Source organism: Clostridium sp. AM29-11AC (assembly GCF_003480545.1).
GTDB classification, from domain to species: domain Bacteria; phylum Bacillota; class Clostridia; order Lachnospirales; family Lachnospiraceae; genus Otoolea; species Otoolea saccharolyticum_A.
Map to the genome: position 1 here is coordinate 1 of NZ_QUJI01000034.1, position 21,921 is coordinate 21,921.

Annotated in this window: 18 protein-coding genes; 13 read left to right on the top strand and 5 right to left on the bottom strand. The window is 42.9% G+C overall.

Annotated elements, in window-relative coordinates; genetic code table 11:
* Nucleotides 1–142: 142 nt before the first annotated feature.
* Together DW757_RS16060 and DW757_RS16065 are read right to left on the bottom strand one after the other, a co-directional pair.
* A complete protein-coding gene (locus DW757_RS16060) occupies nucleotides 143–1,783 on the bottom strand; it encodes a glucan-binding protein (protein WP_243033741.1) in 1,641 nt (546 codons plus the stop codon).
* 263 nt (nucleotides 1,784–2,046) lie between these two features.
* Entirely contained in the window at nucleotides 2,047–2,508 is a 462-nt protein-coding gene (locus DW757_RS16065) for a MarR family transcriptional regulator (RefSeq protein ID WP_008399495.1), read from the bottom strand.
* Between the two features lie 722 nt (nucleotides 2,509–3,230).
* On the opposite strand from DW757_RS16065, the gene ftsH reads away from it, so the two are divergent.
* The 4 genes from ftsH (at nucleotide 3,231) to guaA (ending at nucleotide 11,198) form a co-directional block, all read left to right on the top strand.
* A complete protein-coding gene (gene ftsH / locus DW757_RS16070) occupies nucleotides 3,231–5,093 on the top strand; it encodes an ATP-dependent zinc metalloprotease FtsH (protein WP_015573089.1) in 1,863 nt (620 codons plus the stop codon).
* 750 nt (nucleotides 5,094–5,843) lie between these two features.
* The gene (gene uvrA, locus DW757_RS16075) at nucleotides 5,844–8,684 is read left to right on the top strand and encodes an excinuclease ABC subunit UvrA (protein ID WP_118752222.1); all 2,841 of its coding nucleotides are present in this window, start codon (nucleotides 5,844–5,846) and stop codon (nucleotides 8,682–8,684) included.
* Nucleotides 8,685–8,702: 18 nt separating this feature from the next.
* The gene (locus DW757_RS16080) at nucleotides 8,703–9,410 is read left to right on the top strand and encodes a GNAT family N-acetyltransferase (protein WP_243033745.1); all 708 of its coding nucleotides are present in this window, start codon (nucleotides 8,703–8,705) and stop codon (nucleotides 9,408–9,410) included.
* A 246-nt stretch (nucleotides 9,411–9,656) separates the two neighbouring features.
* Nucleotides 9,657–11,198, top strand: a complete 1,542-nt coding sequence (gene guaA / locus DW757_RS16085) for a glutamine-hydrolyzing GMP synthase (RefSeq protein ID WP_021965379.1) — start codon at nucleotides 9,657–9,659, stop codon at nucleotides 11,196–11,198.
* A 61-nt stretch (nucleotides 11,199–11,259) separates the two neighbouring features.
* Here the strand turns inward: guaA and DW757_RS16090 are convergent, their stop codons facing one another.
* Both DW757_RS16090 and DW757_RS16095 read right to left on the bottom strand, forming a co-directional pair.
* A complete protein-coding gene (locus DW757_RS16090; RefSeq protein ID WP_347560005.1) occupies nucleotides 11,260–12,345 on the bottom strand; it encodes a site-specific integrase in 1,086 nt (361 codons plus the stop codon).
* 80 nt (nucleotides 12,346–12,425) lie between these two features.
* Nucleotides 12,426–13,010 carry a helix-turn-helix transcriptional regulator gene (locus DW757_RS16095; protein WP_118752225.1) on the bottom strand — a complete coding sequence of 195 codons (585 nt, stop codon included), beginning with the start codon at nucleotides 13,008–13,010 and terminating at the stop codon, nucleotides 12,426–12,428.
* Nucleotides 13,011–13,222: 212 nt separating this feature from the next.
* On the opposite strand from DW757_RS16095, the gene DW757_RS16100 reads away from it, so the two are divergent.
* The 4 genes from DW757_RS16100 (at nucleotide 13,223) to DW757_RS16115 (ending at nucleotide 17,203) form a co-directional block, all read left to right on the top strand.
* Nucleotides 13,223–13,417 (top strand): DUF3215 domain-containing protein, encoded by a 195-nt coding sequence (locus DW757_RS16100; protein ID WP_070088454.1) that lies wholly within the window; start codon nucleotides 13,223–13,225, stop codon nucleotides 13,415–13,417.
* A complete protein-coding gene (locus DW757_RS16105) occupies nucleotides 13,414–14,160 on the top strand; it encodes a CHC2 zinc finger domain-containing protein (RefSeq protein ID WP_118752226.1) in 747 nt (248 codons plus the stop codon). Before DW757_RS16100 ends, DW757_RS16105 begins: the two co-directional genes overlap by 4 nt.
* Nucleotides 14,063–15,358 carry a virulence-associated E family protein gene (locus DW757_RS16110; RefSeq protein ID WP_118752227.1) on the top strand — a complete coding sequence of 432 codons (1,296 nt, stop codon included), beginning with the start codon at nucleotides 14,063–14,065 and terminating at the stop codon, nucleotides 15,356–15,358. The genes DW757_RS16105 and DW757_RS16110 overlap by 98 nt, the downstream gene beginning before the upstream one ends.
* Before the next feature lie 369 nt (nucleotides 15,359–15,727).
* Nucleotides 15,728–17,203: a MobA/MobL family protein gene (locus DW757_RS16115; protein WP_243033742.1), complete on the top strand. Its 1,476-nt coding sequence runs from the start codon at nucleotides 15,728–15,730 to the stop codon at nucleotides 17,201–17,203.
* Between the two features lie 60 nt (nucleotides 17,204–17,263).
* Here DW757_RS16115 and DW757_RS16120 read toward each other — a convergent pair whose 3' ends face one another.
* Nucleotides 17,264–17,539, bottom strand: a complete 276-nt coding sequence (locus DW757_RS16120) for a helix-turn-helix transcriptional regulator (RefSeq protein WP_347560004.1) — start codon at nucleotides 17,537–17,539, stop codon at nucleotides 17,264–17,266.
* Between the two features lie 81 nt (nucleotides 17,540–17,620).
* Between DW757_RS16120 and DW757_RS16125 the strand changes: the two genes are divergently transcribed.
* From DW757_RS16125 to DW757_RS16145, 5 genes are all read left to right on the top strand, one after another.
* Nucleotides 17,621–18,025: a hypothetical protein gene (locus tag DW757_RS16125; RefSeq protein ID WP_118752228.1), complete on the top strand. Its 405-nt coding sequence runs from the start codon at nucleotides 17,621–17,623 to the stop codon at nucleotides 18,023–18,025.
* 295 nt (nucleotides 18,026–18,320) lie between these two features.
* Nucleotides 18,321–18,716, top strand: coding sequence for a hypothetical protein (locus DW757_RS16130; RefSeq protein WP_182433333.1), 396 nt, complete (start codon nucleotides 18,321–18,323; stop codon nucleotides 18,714–18,716).
* A 34-nt stretch (nucleotides 18,717–18,750) separates the two neighbouring features.
* A complete protein-coding gene (locus tag DW757_RS16135; protein WP_118752229.1) occupies nucleotides 18,751–19,542 on the top strand; it encodes a hypothetical protein in 792 nt (263 codons plus the stop codon).
* Nucleotides 19,543–19,671: 129 nt separating this feature from the next.
* Entirely contained in the window at nucleotides 19,672–20,247 is a 576-nt protein-coding gene (locus DW757_RS16140; RefSeq protein WP_243033743.1) for a TIR domain-containing protein, read from the top strand.
* Between the two features lie 131 nt (nucleotides 20,248–20,378).
* Nucleotides 20,379–21,830 carry an SIR2 family protein gene (locus DW757_RS16145; RefSeq protein WP_243033744.1) on the top strand — a complete coding sequence of 484 codons (1,452 nt, stop codon included), beginning with the start codon at nucleotides 20,379–20,381 and terminating at the stop codon, nucleotides 21,828–21,830.
* Nucleotides 21,831–21,921 lie beyond the last annotated feature (91 nt).

Here is a 21,921-nt window from a genome sequence, read left to right on the forward strand (position 1 = left end):
TAATTCTTACCAAAAAGGAGTCATTTTCTTCCAAAGACACAAACTTTTTTACACTACCGCGCCGACAGAAGAATAATCAAATCTGTCTGCCAGCGCCTTTTTTAATTAATCAATCGTTTACCTGAAATAGGCTACCCAGATATTAATCTACCCAGCTTGGAGCCTTGTCTGCTGTAAACCACTTAAGACCAGTTCCTGGAATGTCTGCGCTATTTCCGCTTCCCTCCGTCTCAATCTCGTATGTAAAGTATCCATCATATAAGGAAACGTAAGGGATAGTTGCTGCTTCTCTTAAGTCAGCCCAATCCTCATCTGTAGCCTTTTCTCCATCAATTTCTACAATGCCGGTAATCTTATTTCCACTGAAGGTGAACTGTACATCTGTAAGACCATTTCCATTCTCCACATCATATTTCTTAGACTTGGAGTCCTGGATTTTGCCCTTATTATTTACAAGATAGTAAGCACCTTCGTAGTAAACAACTCTGTAGTCATCATCTGCCTCGATGCGTTTTCCTTCGAAGTATAAGTAACCATCCTTCTCGCCCTTCTGTCCCTGGCCGTTCTTGCCATTCTTGGTGATAAAGTAGTAATTGAAGGAGTCATCGTCATCCTCTACATTGCTCTCTTTACCTGTCTGCATATAGCCGTTGTCGTCAAAGTAGTAGAATGCCTTGTCCTTTGGAATGTACTGAAGCCCTGTCTGCATCTGACCCATCTCGTTGAAGCAGAAGTATTTTCCGTCAATTTTGATTTTTGCTCTGTAAACAGGAGCTCCATCTCCATCTGCAATATCTAAAAGATCTCTGCTAGAATCTGCTCTCTCTGGCTCTCCATCATCGAAGTAGTACCAATCTGTATCTCCATCTGTACCTGTGTCAGAGGAACCGTCGATTTCATACCAACCGTTTGCTCTGGAACCATCTTCTACAACATTAGAATACTGCATGTTGTAGATATATCCAGCGCCTTCCTCACCGTCAGCTACAGCATTTCCATCTAATGCATTGCTTGCAGATGCATTAGTCTCTAACTCTGCGCCAGATGGTGTTGTGTTCTTACTTACAACATACTTCTGGTTATTGATCCATTCGTATACCATCTGACCATGCTCATTGAAGAAATAATATTTTCCGTTTACTTTCTTCTTGTCTGCCTTCTGGTACATTTTACCATTGGATCCGAAGTAGTACCAACCTTCTTCATCACAGTCTTCACACTCGTCAGAGTCGAAGTCAACACCGTTTCTGTCAACCTCATCCTCATCTGGTAATGCAAGCCATAACCACTGGCTCTCTGCTCTCCATCCTTCGTCCTCGCCGCCAAGGTAGAATACGTCTTCACCATCCTGATGCCAGCCGTATCTCATCTCACCGTCTTCGTTGAAGTAGTAGGTCTTGCCGTTGATCTTCTTGGAATCTTCCTCTACCTTCTTACCATTGGAAGAGAAGTAGTACCAGTGATCACCGTCATCCTCTGGATCATCTACATCCTCATCAGCTGTTGTCTTAACCCACTGATTCTTTAACATAGCGCCGTCAGAACCTACGTAGTACTCATCGTCTACCCAGGAATCTGTCAGCATGTTTCCATCCTCATCGAGATAGAACCACTTGGAGCCGTCTTTTCTCCACTCGTCTGTTACCATCTCATCATCGCTGTCATAGTAGTGCCAGATACCATCCTCATCCTTCTCCCAACCTGCGAAAGATGTCATGGAAGCGCCTACAGCGAGTAAAGCTGCTGCAGAAAGAACTGCAACTAATTTAGTCTGCTTTCTCATAATGAATGCACTCTCCTTTTTTCTTCTTGAAATCATTTTTTTCGAAATTCCTAACTGCATTACGTGGCTATTATACTTCGGATAAGGGAAATTATAGAAGGTTGGCATAGAGAGCCCACAGGAAGGGCTGTAAGAGAAAAATGAGAAGTTTCAAATGTATACCGGGGGTCGCTTTTAGAGTACAGAAAATTTTAAAAAATGAAAGTGCCTGCTGTTTTAGGAACAATCAGCAGACACTCTGGGAATAAAAAGAAATCAGCGGACTAGCAGCCGTCCGCATTAAATTTTTCCATTAATTTCGTCAGGCGGCACAGGCAGTGATCCAGCTCTTCCAGCTCGTCTTCACTGTATGCTGACAGTGCCGCTGTGGTGCTTTTAAGCATGGACTGCTTCAGTTCATCCATCATTTCAAGGCCATGTCTGGAGATCCGTATATATACTCTTCGCCTGTTTGCGGTGTCGTGGATACGCTCCACCAGCTCCTTGGCCTCCAAATCATTAATGAGCCTGGACAGCTGCTGTTTGGCGATCTGCAGCTTGTCAGCGAGATCAGACATCGTATAATTTTCATCTGCCCAGTTTTCCAGTGCAACTAAAGTGAAAAAGCCTAATGAATTTACTTTCACATCATTCGCCTGCTGGTACTGGCACTTGGTCAGGCTTAGAAAGGCGATGGCAAACTGCAGAAAGTGTTTGCCGGCCGTGTTTATATCAGTACTCATCATGTAATTGCTCCTTTTTTATATATTTTAATGTTTTCTCAGAACCGGGCATCAATCAAGTGCATTGTAAATTTCCTCAGATGAAGTTCTTAAAATGGATGAGGCCATATTATGAATGAAGCTATATTATGAATAAGGCCATATCAGGTGAAACCTCTGCGGAAAGATTTATATATCGGTATTGCAGAAGTCAGATGCCCGGTGTCTGATATACAGGAACCAAACGCTCCTGCGATGTTTTAGGGAAGCGGGATTTAATGTTTCTAATCGAATCATATCATATAAGCGATGATAAATCAATAATTATTAAAAGTAAATAAATATTTACTATAAACCATTGACAAAAGTAAACAACAGAGTTATTGTTATTTGCGTAAGATCAAATTGTATTTTCTGCTCACAAGCAGTGTCAGCTCGTCTGTGCCTTTGATACTGACAGCGGATTGCCTGTCTGCAAAGTATAATATTTTCAGGAATGTCAATGATTTATACAGAGTGAAAAGTCAGTCAGGAAAACTGACTGAAGAGAAACTGCAAGAAACTGCTGAGATTAAGGGAAGCGAAAAGGAGGAATAAAATCTCCGCTTAAGCAGAAGCAAATATTACTGTAAGAGGAAGGAACGGCAGGACTTCGATAAAGCTCAGAGACCCTGAACTGAAGCAGAAAATATAATAGAGTGAACTCGTAAGGAAAGAAGAAAAAAGATCAAAAGGAGAGTAAATCTATGGAGAATAAGGATACAGAACAGAAGAAACCGCCAAGACGTTCGTTCCTGTATTACTATGGAATCGTCATGTTGGTTTTGCTGCTGTTAAATATTTTTGTATTTCCGCCTCTGATGGATCGGACGGTGGAAGTGCGGTACGACCAGTTTCTCACCTCTCTGAACGAGGGGAATATAGAGGAGGTCTATGAAACCACCAATGAAGAGGTTATGTATACACTGAAGGACGATGAACACAGGCTTGTGCGCAAGACAGGACTGCCGACCGGAGAAAATCTGGCGGAGCGTCTGGAGGGTACGGATGTGAAGTTCAGCAAGGAGATTCCGACACAGGCATCCCCCCTTCTGGATGTGCTGATTACCTGGATTATGCCCCTTGTATTTTTTGTTCTGATTGGCCAGATTATGGGCCGGGCTATGATGAAGCGGATGGGCGGGCCAAATGCGATGACGTTTGGAAAGTCTAATGCCAAAATTTATGCAGAATCTGAGACGGGAAAGACATTTGCCGATGTGGCAGGGCAGGAGGAAGCGAAGGATGCCCTGAAGGAGATTGTGGATTTCCTGCACAATCCGGGAAAATATGCGGAAATCGGAGCGACCCTTCCCAAGGGCGCATTGCTTGTAGGCCCTCCTGGAACAGGAAAGACACTTTTGGCAAAGGCGGTGGCCGGAGAAGCCCATGTTCCGTTTTTCTCCATTTCCGGTTCAGAGTTTGTGGAAATGTTTGTGGGAATGGGAGCTGCCAAGGTGAGGGATCTGTTTAAGCAGGCAAATGAGAAGGCTCCATGTATTGTCTTTATCGACGAGATCGATACCATTGGAAAGAAACGCGACGGAAACATGGGAGGCAACGATGAGAGAGAACAGACGCTGAACCAGCTTCTGACAGAGATGGACGGCTTTGACGGCCGCAAGGGTGTTGTGATTCTGGCGGCGACCAACCGGCCGGAGTCTCTTGACAAGGCACTTTTGAGACCGGGACGGTTTGACCGAAGGATTCCTGTGGAGCTTCCCGATATGAGGGGGCGTGAGGCCATTCTCAGAGTTTCCGCTAAAAATGTGAAAGTGGATGAAACAGTGGATTACAATGAGATTGCCCGTGCCACCAGCGGCGCAAGCGGAGCGGATTTGGCAAATATTGTCAATGAAGCTGCCCTTCGGGCTGTGCGGATGGGAAGAAAAACCGTTTCTCAGCAGGATTTAGAGGAGAGCGTGGAGGTTGTCATTGCCGGTTATCAGAGGAAGGATGCCGGAGTTTCCATGGATGAGAAGAAGATTGTCTCTTACCATGAGATCGGCCATGCCCTGGTGGCTGCCATGCAGAGCCATTCTGCTCCCGTCCACAAAATCACCATTATTCCAAGGACCAGTGGGGCGCTGGGATATACCATGCAGGTGGAGGAGGATCAGCGCTTCCTCATGAGCCGTGAGGAGGCGTTCAACAAGATTGTGACCTTCACAGGAGGCCGTGCGGCAGAGGAGCTTGTCTTCCATTCCATTACCACAGGCGCCTCCAACGATATTGAGCAGGCCACAAAGATTGCCCGTGCGATGGTGACACGGTATGGTATGAGTGAGCAGTTCGGCATGGTTGCACTGGAAACGGTGACCAACCAGTATCTGGGCGGGGATGCCTCTCTGGCCTGCTCGGAGCATACGGCCATGCGGATTGACGAGGAGGTAATCGACACTGTGCGCAGGGCCCATGACAGAGCGGTCCAGATCCTGAAAGAAAACGAGGAGAAGCTCCATGAGCTGGCGGCCTACCTGCTTGAGAAGGAAACCATAACAGGAGAGGAGTTTATGGAGATCCTGAAGGCAGATTCTGCAGGAAAGCAGCAGGAGAGTCAGCAGAATTAAGAATTCGGCGATGGAGCAGAGGAAGGAAAAACAGCAGATCAGTACGAAAAAATAACGAAACAGGAAGAGAAAACAGAAAGACAGGAAGGAAAAACAGAAAGGAAAACAGGAAACAGACAGGAGCGTTTCATGTCATAATCTGACAGATGAAAAGAGCCTGAGAACAGCAGTTTGTCCGTGAGAAGGGCAGTCCATAAGTAAGTTGCGAAAGCGGGAAAGGAAAAGACGCTGAGGCAATGAACTGGGCTGGGGATCAGCGGATGAAGCGTGAGTTCTCAGGCTTTTTATCTCTGCATGAAAATTTAACAGCCAGACAATCGAACAAATGTTTGCAAAGAGGGATTGCATGTGATATAATGAAGCTAAAACAAAAACCGAAAGAAAAAGCGGTTCCGGCTGCTTTTTAGAACTGCGGCGGCAGTTAGATACAGCGCGGCGTGAGGAAGCATACAGTGGTGAATTTTGTCTAAAAATATTGCAATTTCCATACCGCCGCACGTGGGGTTATAGTATAATGAGCTCAGACTGGCCGTATGCCTGCAGGCGGCGGTACCGGGCATCATCAGATTCAGAGACAGGAGGCGAATGTCAAATTTTGCCGGGGAGTTCTGGCCGAAAGCCGGATGTCTGAGAGGAAGAATCGATAAAAACAGATGAAGCTGCAGACGAGGCAGTCAGTTTGCGGCGGCAGATGTAAGGGGCTGGCCGTAATTTTGTGAAAATGTGAAAACAGTGAGGGAGTTTAAAAATATGGCAAAACAGTACATTAAAATACGAGGTGCCAATGAGCACAACCTGAAAAATATATCAGTGGATATTCCCAGAAATGAGCTGGTTGTTCTGACAGGGCTTTCCGGTTCCGGTAAGTCCTCTCTGGCCTTTGACACGATCTATGCGGAGGGACAGCGGCGCTATATGGAGTCTCTGTCGTCCTATGCAAGGCAGTTCCTGGGACAGATGGAGAAACCGGATGTGGAGAGTATAGAGGGCTTATCGCCGGCTATTTCCATTGATCAGAAGTCCACGAACAGGAATCCACGCTCTACAGTGGGAACTGTGACGGAAATCTATGACTATATGAGGCTTCTCTATGCCAGAATCGGAATCCCTCACTGTCCGAAGTGCGGCAGAGAGATTCACCGCCAGACCGTGGACCAGATGGTGGATCAGATTATGGAGATGCCGGAGCGGACGAAAATTCAGCTTCTGGCCCCGGTGGTCAGGGGAAGAAAGGGAGAGCATGTGAAGGTGCTTGAGCAGGCGCGAAAGAGCGGCTATGTCCGTGTCAGAATTGACGGAAGCCTCTATGAGCTTTCTGAGGAGATCAAGCTGGATAAGAATATCAAGCACAATATCGAAATTGTGGTGGACCGCCTTGTTGTGAAGCCGGGAATCGAGAAGCGTCTGACAGATTCCATTGAAACCGTCATGGAGCTTACAGGCGGGCTGATGACGGTGGAGATACCGGAGCAGGGGACTATGAATTTCAGCCAGAATTTTGCCTGCCCGGACTGCGGCATCAGTGTGGACGAGATGGAGCCGAGGAGCTTTTCCTTCAATAATCCATTCGGCGCCTGCCCGGAATGCTTTGGACTGGGATACAAGATGGAATTTGATGAGGATCTGCTGATTCCGGATAAATCCCTGAGCATCAGCCAGGGGGCGATTGTGGGAATGGGCTGGCAGTCCTGTACGGACAAGGGCAGCTTTACCAGAGCCATTCTCGACGCGCTGACAGAGGAGTATCATTTCAGCCTCGACACCCCCTTCCAGGATTATCCCAAGGAGATTCACGATGTCCTGATCCACGGAACAGGAGGAAAGGTACTGAAGGTCCGTTATAAGGGGCAGCGGGGAGAGGGCGTCTACGACGTTGCCTTTGAAGGACTGATCCAGAGCATGAACAGAAAGTACAGGGAAACCTTTTCTGACGCTATGAAGGCAGAGTATGAGACCTTTATGCGGATTACTCCCTGCCCTGCCTGCCGCGGACAGAGACTGAAGAAGGAAGCCCTTGCCGTTACAGTGGGAGAAAAAAATATCTATGAAGCTACCAATATGTCCATTGTCAAATACAGGGAATTTATTGACGGACTGAGCCTGACTCCCATGCAGGAGGCCATCGGAGCGCCGATTCTGAAGGAGATCCGCGCCAGAGTCAGCTTCCTCATTGATGTGGGACTGGATTATCTGACGCTCTCCCGCGCTACGGGAACCCTGTCAGGAGGAGAAGCTCAGAGAATCCGCCTTGCCACCCAGATCGGCTCCGGTCTGGTAGGAGTTGCCTATATCTTGGACGAGCCCAGCATCGGTCTTCACCAGAAGGACAATGACAAGCTGCTGAAGACACTTCTGCACCTTCGGGATCTGGGAAATACGGTGCTTGTGGTGGAACACGATGAGGATACCATGCTTGCCGCAGACTGTATTGTGGATATCGGCCCGGGAGCAGGAGAGCACGGCGGAAATGTGGTGGCAGTGGGTACAGCCAAACAGATCATGAAATGTAAGGATTCCATCACAGGGGCATATCTGAGCGGCAGGATTAAAATTCCGGTTCCCGCAGAGCGCAGGAAACCTACTGGATGGATTACCGTGCGCGGTGCAGCGGAAAATAATCTGAAAAATATTGACGTCTCCTTCCCGTTGGGAGTGATGACCTGCGTAACCGGTGTGTCAGGCTCCGGAAAGAGCTCTCTGGTCAATGAGATTCTCTACAAAGCCCTTGCCAAAAAGCTGAACCGGGCCAGAACCATACCGGGAAAGCACAAGACCATTGAGGGAACCGAGCAGCTTGACAAGATTATTGCAATTGATCAGTCTCCCATCGGCCGCACTCCCCGTTCCAACCCTGCCACCTATACGGGAGCCTTTGATCTGATCCGCGACCTGTTTGCATCGACCCCCGACGCCAAGGCGAAGGGCTACAATAAGGGGCGTTTCAGCTTCAATAAGAAGGGAGGCCGCTGCGAGGCCTGCAGCGGCGATGGAATTATCAAGATCGAGATGCACTTCCTGCCGGATGTGTACGTGCCTTGTGAGGTCTGCGGAGGAAAACGCTATAACAGAGAAACTCTGGAGGTTAAATACAAGGGGAAGAGCATCTATGATGTGCTGAATATGACAGTGGAGGAGGCTCTCCATTTCTTTGAAAATGTGCCCTCGATTTACAGAAAGATTGAGACTCTGAATGATGTGGGACTTTCCTATATCCGTCTGGGACAGCCCTCCACAGAGCTGTCGGGAGGCGAGGCTCAGCGAATCAAGCTGGCCACGGAGCTCAGTAAGAGGGGGACGGGAAAGACGATCTATGTGCTGGACGAGCCGACCACAGGCCTCCACTTTGCAGATGTGCACAAGCTGATTGAGATACTGCGCAGGCTTTCAGACGGAGGAAATACGGTGGTTGTCATTGAACACAACCTGGATGTGATAAAAACGGCAGACTATCTCATCGACATTGGCCCCAATGGAGGGGATAAGGGAGGTACAGTCATTGCCAAGGGGACACCGGAGGAGGTAGCACAAAATCCGGCTTCCTATACAGGAGAGTATGTAAAAAAATACCTGGAGGCAGCCGGAAGAAATTAGAGGCAGAAAGGTTTGAACGTGAAGCGGATGAGGGATGAGATGGACAGGAATTATCGGCTGGAGCCGGCAGGGGAAGGGCAGGTTTCCAGTTTTATCGCAGTTATAAAAGAGCGCATTGCCTGGATGGAACAGATGGGAATGCATCAGTGGAATGATGAGGAGTATCTGGACTTTTATTCAGAGGAATATTTTGCTGAGCATGCCAGGAATGGAAGGCTGTTTTTCCTGATGAGGGGAGCGGATATAGCAGGAGCGGCAGCGCTTCTGGAGAGTGATGAGAGGTGGGATGGAGACAGGGCATACCTTTATGTCCACCACCTTGCCACGAGAACCGGCCTGGCGGGAAAAGGAGCGGGACAGGCCTTTTTAAAGGCGATTGAGGAATATGCCCGGAAGCAGGGCAAAAGAGGCGTCCGTTTAGACTGCCAGGCGGAAAATCAGGCGTTAAACCGTTTTTATGAAAAAAGCGGGTACCGATCTGTCGGGGAAGCGTTTACAGCCGGAGATTATGTGGGGATCCGAAAGGTTCTGGAATTTGCGGAGGAAAATGGGAAGAAGGAAGTGGGAGGGGGAATAAAAAGGCAGAACGAAAAGACAGGTAATGGAAAGAACGAAAGAGAAGGATGGAAAGAAAAGCCAGGAAGAAAACTGCAGAGGAGTATTACGGCTTATAAAGGTAAACTGCGAAGAAACTGCAAAAGCGATAAAACATATAAAAAGCTATGAAGAATACCAAAAAATACTGTCAAGTCTGCATCTGTGCCTGCTGATTTTGTCCTCATTTTATATATCAGGGCTTGGATATTCACTTTGACGTTCACGTTGCAGCGCAGTCCGGGCACAGTTTGGGCATGGTTTGATGCAAAAACAGGTTGCCAAGAGGTGCGGCGTATCTTATAATAGATTGTAAACTGCGGGAGTTTTACCTTTTGCAGGTTGATACAACAGTGAAAATTTATAGGAGGAATACTCGTGGAAAAAGAAATGATTATTGTATTGGACTTTGGCGGTCAGTATAATCAGTTAATTGCCAGAAGAGTAAGAGAATGCAACGTATATTGTGAAGTTCATCCGTACAGTATGCCGATTGAAAAAATTAAAGAGATGAATCCGAAGGGAATCATTTTTACCGGCGGACCTAACAGTGTATATGGGGACGATTCTCCTCGCTGTTCAAAAGAAATCTTTGAACTGGGTATTCCTGTTTTGGGAATCTGCTATGGCGCACAGCTGATGGCATACCTGCTGGGCGGAAAGGTGGCAACAGCCCCTGTCAGCGAGTACGGAAAGACAGAGGTGGATGTTGACACGGCCTCCAAGCTGTTTGCGGATGTATCTCCAAAGACGATCTGCTGGATGAGCCATACAGATTATATTGAGAAGGCCCCGGAGGGCTTTGCTGTGACAGGCCATACTCCTGTCTGCCCGGTAGCAGCTATGGAAATGCCGGAGAAAAACTGGTATGCCGTTCAGTTCCATCCAGAGGTAATGCATACCCAGGAGGGAACGAAGATGCTTTCCAACTTCGTTTACAGCGTCTGCGGCTGCAGCGGAGACTGGAAGATGGATGCCTTTGTGGAAAAATCTATTAAGGAAATCAGGGAAAAGGTTGGCTCCGGCCGCGTGCTGTGTGCGCTGTCCGGCGGCGTTGACTCTTCTGTTGCAGCAGTTATGATGGCAAAGGCAGTGGGCAAGCAGCTTACCTGCGTATTTGTGGATCATGGCCTTCTGCGCAAAAACGAGGGCGACGAGGTAGAGGCGGTATTCGGTCCCAACGGTCCGTATGACTTAAACTTTATCCGTGTCAATGCTCAGCAGCGTTTCTATGATAAGCTGGCCGGTGAGACAGATCCGGAGAAGAAGAGAAAAATCATCGGTGAGGAGTTTATCCGTGTATTTGAGGAAGAGGCAAAGAAAATCGGTGCAGTTGACTTCCTGGTACAGGGAACCATCTATCCGGATGTTATTGAGTCCGGCCTTGGAAAATCTGCCGTGATCAAGTCTCACCACAACGTGGGAGGACTGCCGGAGCACGTAGATTTCAAGGAAATTATCGAGCCTCTCAGAATGCTGTTCAAGGACGAGGTGAGAAAAGCCGGACTGGAGCTTGGAATTCCGGAGTATCTGGTATTCCGTCAGCCGTTCCCGGGCCCGGGTCTTGGCGTAAGAATCATCGGTGACATTACGCCGGAGAAGGTAAGAATCGTGCAGGATGCCGATGCGATCTACCGCGAGGAAATTGACAAGGCCGGAATCGCCAGAAACCTGGGACAGTACTTTGCGGCCCTGACAAACATGAGATCCGTTGGATGTATGGGAGACGAGAGAACCTACGATTATGCCATAGCGCTGCGCGCCGTGCTGACCAGCGACTTTATGACTGCAGAGTCAGCAGAACTTCCGTGGGAAGTACTGAGCAAGGTGACAAGCAGAATTGTCAACGAGGTGAAGGGCGTGAACCGTGTGCTGTATGACTGCACGGGGAAGCCGCCGGCTACGATTGAGTTTGAATAGACACCACATCTCTGGGAAGCCTTATTTTGCAGGCTTTCCAGAGATTTTTCTCTTTTATTGGCTACAAATTGGCTACACCTGCCATTTGGCTACCATTCGGAACTGTCGTTCCGTTCATCACATTTTCAAGCTGAGCAGCTACTTCTGCCTGCTTATTCGGATACAGATGACTGTAAGTATTTAAGGTCGTCTGTATTTTTTCATGTCCGAGCCGGTCTGCAATCAGAAGAGGCTGGCATCCCATTTCGATCAGAAGGCTTGCATGGGAGTGGCGGAGATCATGTACCCGGATCTTTTTAACTCCTGACTTCTTACATCCACGGAGCATTTCATGGTTCAGAAAACTTTTGGTGTAAGGAAACAGTCTGTCGTCCGGCTGGATCTCATAGCACTTATCCATATACTCCTTCAGACAGTTGGCAAGGGTCTGTGGAATGGTAACAACCCGGTTGCTTTTTGGCGTCTTTGGCGGCCAGATTACATCCCTGCCGTTGATACGCTGAAAAGTCTTATTAATCGTGATTGTATGGCCTTCCAGATCCACATCTGCAGGTGTTAATGCACATAATTCTCCTACGCGCATTCCGGTATAATACAGAGTCATAAATGCGGTATAAGAGGCCGGTTTATCCTGTACTGCCACTATAAACTGCTCAAACTCTGCTTTTGTCCAGAAGTTCATTTCTTCCGCATGACTTTTTCCCATACTTCCGGCTTTGGTGCATGGATTCTCATGCAGATCATAATATTTCACTGCATAATTGAACATAGCCGTCAGCTGGTTGTTGATCGCTTTTAAATAGGTCTGAGAGTAAGGTTTTCCATTTTCATCCCGATAGGCAGTTAAGCTGTTCTGCCATTTGCGGATATCTTTCGGCGTAATCTCATTGATAGAGATTTTCCCGAATACCGGAAGAATCTTTTTGTCCACCATATAATGCTTACTGATGATGGTAGACTCTTTCAACCGGTGGCTCATATCTTCAAAATACAGTTCGACGAAATCTTGAAACAGCATTCCCATATCGGCTGTTGCTTTATTCAGAAAATCCCGTTCCCATTCTAAAGCTTCTTTTTTGGTTGCAAACCCACGTTTCTTTTTATGGATGACTTTTCCGGTGTAATCCTTGACACGGATCTGGGACATCCATTTTCCTGAAGTATCCTTTGTTACTGACAAATCTGATCATTCCTTTCTTAGAGTTATGAAAACCCTATGTTGGGAGATTATTCGCCAGAAAGGAGAGCAGTTCTTCTTTTTATACGTTCGTCCTCATCAAGATCTTCTAATTCAGACATTTCTATACCCTGTGAAGCATAATAAGCCAGTGTCTTATCTTTCCATGCCTCATAGGCAGATTTTGACATGCCATATTCTTTGAAAGATTCTCGATTGTTTTCCCATTCTTCCAGGAAAAGGCACATATCCGCATTCAGATCAGCTGCTTTATCTTTTCCGTCAAAGGTAATGGAACACTGCCAACCGTCATGGTGAGGCGGTCTTTTTGTCTCAATAGAAAAATGAAGTCCTGTTATTTTCTCAATCTGAAACAGGCATTCCATTACATCTGAAAGACTGTCAAATTTAAAATCGCCGGTCTGATGCCCCAGAAGATAGGTGGAAGTAGTATCCAGCACTTTGGCAAGTTCATTGACCATAGCAATAGATACTTCAATTTCTCCGCTTTCGTATTTCTGAATAGTGCGGAGTGACTTTCCTAAAAGATCTGCTAACTCTTTCTGGTTATAACCTCGTTTTTTTCGGAGCGTTTTAATACGTTCTCCAATCGTTGAAATTTCCATATCGTTCATTATTTATTCACCTCATGGATAATATAACATGAAATAATACGAATTGCAAGTGCGTATTATTTAAAATATAAGTTGACAAATATGAATATTGGACGTATGATATAAATGCGAATTAAGAGTGCATATAAAAGACGTGCATAGTGATTTGATATGAATGTTAGGCGTATCTTTATTGCACAGAACAATAGATATCAATCAAAGGAGGGAACAAGATGCAGATTAAGGTTTCTTATATTACTGCAAACGAGATTATGGAGATTCTCGGAATTGGCAGAAGTAAGGCATATGACATTGTAAGGGAAATGAATCAGGAACTGGAAAATGCCGGATATAACGTAATCAAGGGAAAAGTTCCAGTCAGATACTTTCAGAAAAAATATTATGGATGTGAGATGAAGGTAGAATGAGTATTTTTCAAAGTGTTAAGGAATCTGTGACTACCAGGCAGGCTGCCGAGCAGTATGGGTTGAAAGTAAACAGAAATGGAATGGTGTGCTGTCCTTTTCATAAGGACAGGCATCCCAGCATGAAAGTGGAAAAAGGATTCTACTGTTTTGCCTGCGGTGCAAAGGGAGATGTAATCACGTTTACGGGCAAATTATTTGGAATGTCTCCTTATGAGGCGGCAAAAAAGCTGATCACTGATTTTAATCTTCCAATTCCATTGAAGGAGCAAAAGTCTGTTCAGAACAAATTCCGGGACAGAGAAGGTAAAAAGGTACAAAGTCGGTATCATTTTTCGGTAAAAAGTAAGGTTAAAACCTGGAAAAATCATGCCGTAAAGGTTTTGACGGACTATCTGTCGTGGATTCGGTTCTGGAAACAGTTTTACGGATCCGGACCGGAGCCTTTTGAGCAGGAATGCTTTCTGGAGGCACTGGATAATGAGAGGAAGATCAATGATTATCTGGATATCCTTTTGACCGGTGACGGAGAGGAAATAGCGGAATTTTTCATTTATAAACGGAAGGAGGTGAAGAAGATTGAGCAGCGAATGGAAGAATATCAGCGAGGAGTCCTGGAAGAAATTAGAGAATATTGTAGAGCAGGAAATGCTGACACCGGAAGAAATCCGGGACAATCTGGAAGTAACGGAGAAAGGCCGGATACGGCAGTCTATCCAGAATTGCAAACACGTGTTGGAGCATGATCCATGTCTGCGGGGAGCTGTCTGCAGGAATGAGATGACCTGCCAGATTGATATTAAGAAAAAAGTGCCCTGGAAGAGACGGGGCGTACAGATGACGGATACGGATATGAACAACCTGTCTCTCTATCTGGAAAAAAATTACGGACTGACCAGTGATCGGGTGATTACAAAAGCGATAGATATTGTAGCCAACGATAACAGTTTCCATCCGATCATTGATCTGCTGGAAAGTCTGAAGTGGGACGGCAGACCCCGTATTGCGGGGATGCTGACTCATTTCTTCGGGGCGGAAAATCCGGAATATTCAGGAGAGGTTATGAAGATGCACATGCTGGCAGCCATAAGCCGCCTGTATGAACCCGGAAAGAAGTACGATATCATGCTTTGTCTGGTTGGTGGTCAGGGGACAGGAAAATCTACTTTTTTCAAATATCTGGCAATTCAGGATGAATGGTTCACAGATGATGTGAAACGGCTGGATGACAAGAAAGTTTACGAATATCTGCAGGGGCACTGGATTGTAGAAATGTCAGAAATGAACGCAGTAGCGAATGCCAAAAGCATTGAGGAGACCAAATCTTTTCTGAGCAGACAGAAGGACACTTACCGGATTCCCTACGAAAGAAGAGCGGAAGACAGATACCGTCAATGCGTGTTTTGCGGTACTTCAAACGACCTTGCTTTCCTGCCCTTTGACCGGACGGGCAATCGACGGTTTGGACCGGTAAAGGTCTGTCCGGAGAAAGCAGAGACTACGATATATCGGGATGAAAAAGGCTCTAGAGAATATATCATACAGGCGTGGGCAGAAGCAATGGAAATCTACCGAAGCGGGGAATTTCTCCTGACCTTCTCTCCGGATATGGAAGACTATGTGAAATCTCTGCAGAAGGACTTTATGCCGGAAGATACACAGACCGGGATGATCCAGGCTTTCCTGGACAACTACGAAGAAGATTATGTCTGCTCCACCATCATCTATCAGGAAGTGTTTCATCAGGAAGGTATAGTGCCGAAATGGCAGTCCAAAGAGATTGGAGATCTGATGGACAATGAGATCACCGGATGGGAAAAACATGGAAATCACCGGTTCTCCGGGGGACTGGGAACTCAGCGTTCATGGAAACGGATCCGTCCGAAAAAGGATCCGGATGGATTCGTGAAAGTGGATGAAAATGAGGAGTTACCTTTTGGGTAAAAGTTAACTTTAAAAATGTTTTGAGCCTTGTTCACAAAAGGTTGTTCACAAGTCTGTGAACAGAGAAGTGTGAACAGGGAGAAAAAAACTTTGAAAGTTAAAAACACAGGAATGAAATAAAGCCCGGATACGGGCGGAAAGAAAAAGGCGGATACGCCAGAAACTAAGCCCTCGGCGATTGAGAGCGAAATACACCCATCGCACAAACTTCGTTTATGCTCTGTGTATTTCGCGATTGCATCGAGCCAAGCGCGGCTGCTCGCAGACGTATTTGGCGAGAGCCGCGTACTGATGAAATTGCCTGCAATTTCAGAAGTCGCTCTGCGAGGCTGATGCCGGTCACGGCAATAAGTTCGTAAACAGGTGCCTATGCACCTACTCACAGGAAAGAATGCAGCTATTAAAAAGAAGGGGGAAATGCCTATCGCAAGAAATTCATTTATACAGATGTCAAAGCTTACAAATGTCAAGGGAAGAATTACATACATCAGCAGTAGAGCAAAACAGGAAAATCTGTATGCTGTTTATGAAACGACCGAACGACAGTTTTGGAGAGAGCTTGCAAAGTACAATCAAGAAGAATTCAGAAAAAGCGGAACAGAGGGAAAATGCATTGAAGCGAGAGAACTGATTATAGCACTTCCTGAAAGCTTTGTAGAGTATGATCCGTATCATCTTCTGAAATTATTTACAGAACATTTTAAGAAGAATTACGAGGTGGAATGTGTTTCTGCGTTGCATCATAATAAGAGAAAAACGAACTATCACATTCACCTGATTTTTTCAGAACGTCAATTATTAAAAGAGCCGATTATAAAGATTGCGTCCAGAAATATGTTTTATGATGAAACGGGAAAACATGTTAGAACGAAAAAAGAGATTCTCGGTGAGTCTGGGGAAATAAGAACCGGTTGTCATATAATTAAAAAGGGTGAAGTATATGAAAAAAAGATCTTTACCAAAAAGGATGAAAGGTTTAAAAGCGAAAGATTTTTGGATGAAGTAAAACATTCTTTTACAGATCTTATGAATGTATATGTTGGTAATGATGAAGAAAAGTTAAATGTTTTTCAGCATGGCAGTGTTTATCTTCCTACGAAAAAAATCGGTAAGAACAACCCTAAGGAAGCAGAAATCCGGGCAGATAATGCAATCAGGCAGGAATGGAACCGGGCGGTCGATGTGGCTCTGGTGGAAGGAGTACCGGAAGAAAAGATTTTAAAAATCAAAAAAGAAGAAATTTCAACTAAAATAGCACAGTCTATATCTCGTCAGGGATTCCAACCAAGAGCGTTTCGAGAGATACTGCTGGCAGCACTACAGATCTTGCGGGAATATATAAGAAAATTAAGGATTCCATCAAAACCGAAGTTGGGAATTGACATGAAAGAATTTTATGAAATGGAAAACCTGAAAAGCAAGTTGGATCAAAAGCTAAGAGTAATACGCCAGGCAGAACAAGTAGAACTTCCAAGATTAGAAAAGGATCTGAAAGATATTACCGGGTTTTTCAAAGGAAAAGAGAAAAAAGAAGCGCAGAACAAAATTGATCAATGTAAAGAGAGAATAAGAAAACAGAAGGATGAACTCCATATTCTTGTTAAAAAGAGCGGCTATCCAAACGTTCAGAAATTTATGGATGGATACCGCACAGCGTATAAGATCGTGGAGCAATATAAGAAAGAACTGGAGGTCTGGAAACAGAAGACCGGACAAAATGATATTCAGCCTGAAAGGAAAAAGAGTGTTCTGGAGCGATTGAAGGAAAATGAAAAGCGTGTAAAAGAAAGAGAAAGACCAAAATCCATAAACAAACAGAAAAGACACGATTGGGTGGAACGGTAATAAAAAAATATTCATGCATAAAATAATCCCAGGCAACAGAAGAAAAGTTGTTGTCTGGGATTATTTGTCGTGTGTCAGACCATCGAAAATAGTGTTGAAATCTGTATGGAAAATTTCTGCAAGTGCAATCAGCTCGCTGATACGAATATTGTAAGTTCCGGCCTCAATCTGGGAATAAACACTTCTGGATGTAGGAAGATTACGCAGCTGCAACTGTGCTACGACCTGCTCCTGAGTAAGATTGGCGGCATTTCTCAGTTTGCGAAGATTATCTCCGATGGAAATATCATTGACTTGCTTTAATTTTTGTCCCATAAAGATTTCACCTCTTTCCATTTATACGAATTCCTTGCCATTGATTTTAGTATAAAATTTTCATATAATTGCAATGTATAGATTGCAAAAAGAGGCTGTAATATGATGGAAATGAAGAGAAAGATTAGAAAAAAATGGAAGATGGTTGTTGCTGTAGTGCTTGTAGTTGCAGTGATGGTGGGGAGTGATCTGGATTGGAACGAAAAAAGAGTAGAAGGCGAGCCGGATGTGGTTAGTAGTATGATTGTGAACAATGAGCAGTATCTGACAGTTGTGGCGAATCGTAATGAAATAGAAAATGAAGAAGAGTTTACGAAGCTACTGGTCAAAATGTATGAAGAGAATTCTTTTCATTCTGTTAAGTTTTCGACGGATATGGTTGATACAGAAAAGGTATATATGAAAGTCTACTTCTGGAGAGATGAAATCAAGAAAAGTAGATATAAACTAAGAATGGAGACGACTACAAAAAATGCTAAATATTGTATTTTGTTTGTAGATATATAACAATATTTGGAGTAAAATAAATATGTTGAGAATACTTAGGAATTGGAGAGGTTATGAATATCAATTGTGATATATGAAAAGTATTATTAAACTAGATGACACTTATTATGAGAAAGGGACGAAAAAGATTTCTGTGTCTCTAAATGGAATAAGAAGTGAAAAAATGCCACATATGAGCCGAAGGGCAATTATTCCTCAATTGATAAGATCAAAAGAGTGTAATAAGTTTATATAGCCATTTATTGGAAATCTTAGAGAAAATGATCATGTAAAGTATAGGAAGGGGATAAAAATAGTGAAAAAACTGAAACTGAATGAAAACATGGGAGAAGTTGTAAAAGCTCATGGATATGAACTGGATACAACAGAAAGATATGTTATTAATATCGAGCATGAACTAAGTGAACAATCGGCGATTATGGCAGCCATACAAAGTTTTGGGTTGCCAGCATTAAAAGATTACTATCAATGGTTAACAGATAATGGATTTGATGCCAATATGCCCAATCCTACAAATAGCTTTGTCGCCCAATTTTATGGAGTAAAAGCTTTGTGGAAAACGGATTTATCTCAAGGTATTGTTGTCAGAGCAGAAAAAGAAGACGATTATTTTATTATCATGGAGTGTAGTAGATTAAATGACGGATTTAAATACACTCAGATAATTTTGACATTAGGTGGATGTCTGTAATTTAACACTATTTGTACGATGAGGAGGCATTTCGATGTATTCTGTTACTAAACGTATTAGTATGGTAAAACAACCATATGGAGGATATCTAAATAAAAAACAATTTGATGTTACTGCTATTGATGATGGAAAGATATTGAATGAAGTAGAAAACATTCATGCTTCATTAATTGGTCTTGTGGTTGACTATTTGACCCGTTTTATGATGGGAACATCCGTAGAAGAAGCTTTCAAAATTTCATTACAGGGGGCATTGTGTCTTGATTTGTTTCTAAATAATGCGAATGGTAAAAAAGGATTGGCTTTAAGAAACGCTAAGAAACTTTTAAAAGGTATAAAAGGTCTTGATGATGAATCGATTAGCAATGCATGCAAATTAGTTGGTTACGATGTTTGTTTTAGAGCAGGTGTAATGGGGTATAAACCAGTAGAAGAAATTAATCCTGATAGTGATACCATTGAAAATATTGTAATTATGGTAAAAAGAAGTTTTGCATTTTGGAAAGAATATGGTCCTATTATGAAAGATGGATTTACTTTTGAGGGAGGTTATACGGATATAGTATCATCGGGAGATGGAGATTATTTAACAAAGGATACACTGTGGGATTTTAAAGTGTCAAAAGAAGAACCTAAAAGTAAATATACATTACAGTTGCTAATGTACTATATTATGGGATGTCATTCAAAACATCCCGAGTTTAAGAAAATAGAAAAATTAGGGATATTTAATCCGAGAAAAAATAAAGTTTATATAGCTAATATATCGTCAATTAGCTCTGAAATAATCGAAAAAGTATCACGAGAAGTTATTGGATATAAATAAAGAACTTGAGGTATTGTAAACAAAAGATTATATTAATGATAAAGACGTAATCAGTTTTTATCAAATATGTAGGGAACACTATAATCTTACTGCATTAAACCTTTTGGTGATCGGAATAAGGAAAGATAGGTGAATGAATTGGGGAAAAAAATATTTGTATCTTATAAATATAAAGACAATGATGTGAAGATGATGCCTAACGTTACACAACCGACTTGGCCATGTGATTATGTTGATTACATAAAAGATAAAGTGTTGTGTGATGATGATATTTATAAAGGTGAAAAAAGTGATGAAGATATTTCTTCGTGGAGTGAGGATGCCATTTGGAATCATTTAAAGAATAAAATTTATGACAGTACACTTACAATTGTTTTGATATCTCCCAATATGAAAGAAACTGGAAAGTGGCAGCGTTCGCAGTGGATTCCGTGGGAAATCAGTTTTTCGGTGAGAGAGACGACACGAAATAATCGAACAAGTCATAGGAATGCATTGCTTGTTGTTATCTTACCTGATAAAAGTGGATCGTATGATTATTATAATAAAAATAATCTTTTCCCTATATTGAAGAGTAATATTGAAAATGGTTATGCTTATGTAGTTACGTGGGATGACTTTTTAAGTTATCCTCAGGTCGATATGAACATTGCATTTGACCACAAAGATAGTACACCTTCCTATAAAATAGTTAAATCAGTTTAAGATTACTATGACATAAAGTTTTATTTATTGAAGATAGAATGATAAAAAGTGACCAACTATAATGTAAAATAGAACATGTGATTAAGGAAGAAAAGTCTTCCTTTGAAGTAGGCATAAAAGGAGGCCTGAATTTGAATAGAGATATTTTGTCATTTATTGATAAATATGTAAAAGAAATTAAAGATAACAGTGCAGCTATGTTTATTGGAGCTGGCTTTTCTAAAAGTGCAGGATATGTAGATTGGAAAAATTTGCTCAGAAATGTAGCAGAAGATTTAGACCTTGATATTGATAAGGAATATGATTTGGTTTCTTTAGCACAGTATTGCTATAACAAAAACGGAAACAGAAGCATTATAAATGATGTGATTTTTGATGAATTCGCTAAAGAGAAAGATGTGGATGAAAATCATCGAATCATTGCTCGCTTACCTATTTCGACATATTGGACAACAAATTATGATTCATTGATTGAAGATGCTTTGATTGAAGAAAAAAGAGTTGTGGATGTAAAGTACAATAATAAACAACTGTCCCTTACCAAGCCACACAGAGATGCGATTGTGTATAAAATGCATGGTGATAGGAGTAATCCAGATGAAGCAATCTTGATAAAAGATGATTATGAAAAATATTATAGAGATCATGCCCAATTTATCACTGCGCTGAGTGGAGATCTGATATCGAAAACTTTTTTGTTTGTTGGTTTTAGCTTTTCTGATCCTAATATAGATTATATATTGAGTAGAGTCAGGATTGATTATGGAAACCAAAACAACAGACAACATTATGCAATTATGCGCAAAGTGAATACAAATGATTATAAGGATCGAGCGGAATATGAATATGCGAAGCGCAAGCATGAGTTTTTTGTTGAGGATCTTAAACGTTATAATATTCGTGCTTTACTAATAGACGAATACAGTGAGATTACGGATATATTAAATGAAATTAGCAAGAGATTGAATCAGAATAATATTTTTATTTCTGGAAGTGCAAAGGAATATGGAGACTATACGGAAAAGGATGCATTAGAATTAATTAATATATTGAGCCAACAGTTAATAGCACAAGATTTTAATATTATTTCTGGCTTTGGTTTGGGTGTAGGGAGTGCTGTGATAACCGGAGCCTTGCAAGAAATATATATGAATAAAAAGCGTGTAAATGAAGATAGACTTTTGTTACGTCCATTTCCTCAAGGAATTATTGACGATAGCACTCGACAAAATTTGTGGAAAAAATATAGAGAAGACATGATTTCACGTGCAGGAGTATCTGTTTTCTTGTTTGGAAATAAATTAGTAGATGGTAAAGTGGTATTGGCAAATGGTATGAGATCAGAATATGAAATTGCCGTAGATATGCATAATTTGATAGTTCCGGTAGGTTGCACAGGATACATTGCACAGGAAATTTGGAATGAAATCAATAAGGATTTATCTGCTTACTATACGCATATCGATGATCCATTAAAAGATGCATTTGCTAAATTGAATTTGAAATGTAGTAACCATGATTTGGTTAACAATATTATTTCGTTTATTAGATTGTTTAAAAATGGAAAACATAGTCCAGTGTAACATAGAAAAAGGAGATATTATGGCACATAAAACGTAAGCGCCAAATAATAGTGCGGTAAAATTTAAAATTACTCCAGCCCTTTGCGAGTTG

Bases quoted from the DNA above. Each gene is read 5' to 3' on its own strand.
- DW757_RS16060 (WP_243033741.1), bottom strand. From the start codon at position 1,783: ATGAGAAAGCAGACTAAATTAGTTGCAGTTCTTTCTGCAGCAGCTTTA.
- DW757_RS16065 (WP_008399495.1), bottom strand. From the start codon at position 2,508: ATGATGAGTACTGATATAAACACGGCCGGCAAACACTTTCTGCAGTTT.
- ftsH (WP_015573089.1), top strand. From the start codon at position 3,231: ATGGAGAATAAGGATACAGAACAGAAGAAACCGCCAAGACGTTCGTTC.
- uvrA (WP_118752222.1), top strand. From the start codon at position 5,844: ATGGCAAAACAGTACATTAAAATACGAGGTGCCAATGAGCACAACCTG.
- DW757_RS16090 (WP_347560005.1), bottom strand. From the start codon at position 12,345: ATGTCCCAGATCCGTGTCAAGGATTACACCGGAAAAGTCATCCATAAA.
- DW757_RS16095 (WP_118752225.1), bottom strand. From the start codon at position 13,010: ATGAACGATATGGAAATTTCAACGATTGGAGAACGTATTAAAACGCTC.
- DW757_RS16100 (WP_070088454.1), top strand. From the start codon at position 13,223: ATGCAGATTAAGGTTTCTTATATTACTGCAAACGAGATTATGGAGATT.
- DW757_RS16105 (WP_118752226.1), top strand. From the start codon at position 13,414: ATGAGTATTTTTCAAAGTGTTAAGGAATCTGTGACTACCAGGCAGGCT.
- DW757_RS16110 (WP_118752227.1), top strand. From the start codon at position 14,063: ATGCTGACACCGGAAGAAATCCGGGACAATCTGGAAGTAACGGAGAAA.
- DW757_RS16115 (WP_243033742.1), top strand. From the start codon at position 15,728: ATGCACCTACTCACAGGAAAGAATGCAGCTATTAAAAAGAAGGGGGAA.
- DW757_RS16120 (WP_347560004.1), bottom strand. From the start codon at position 17,539: ATGGAAAGAGGTGAAATCTTTATGGGACAAAAATTAAAGCAAGTCAAT.
- DW757_RS16125 (WP_118752228.1), top strand. From the start codon at position 17,621: ATGATGGAAATGAAGAGAAAGATTAGAAAAAAATGGAAGATGGTTGTT.
- DW757_RS16135 (WP_118752229.1), top strand. From the start codon at position 18,751: ATGTATTCTGTTACTAAACGTATTAGTATGGTAAAACAACCATATGGA.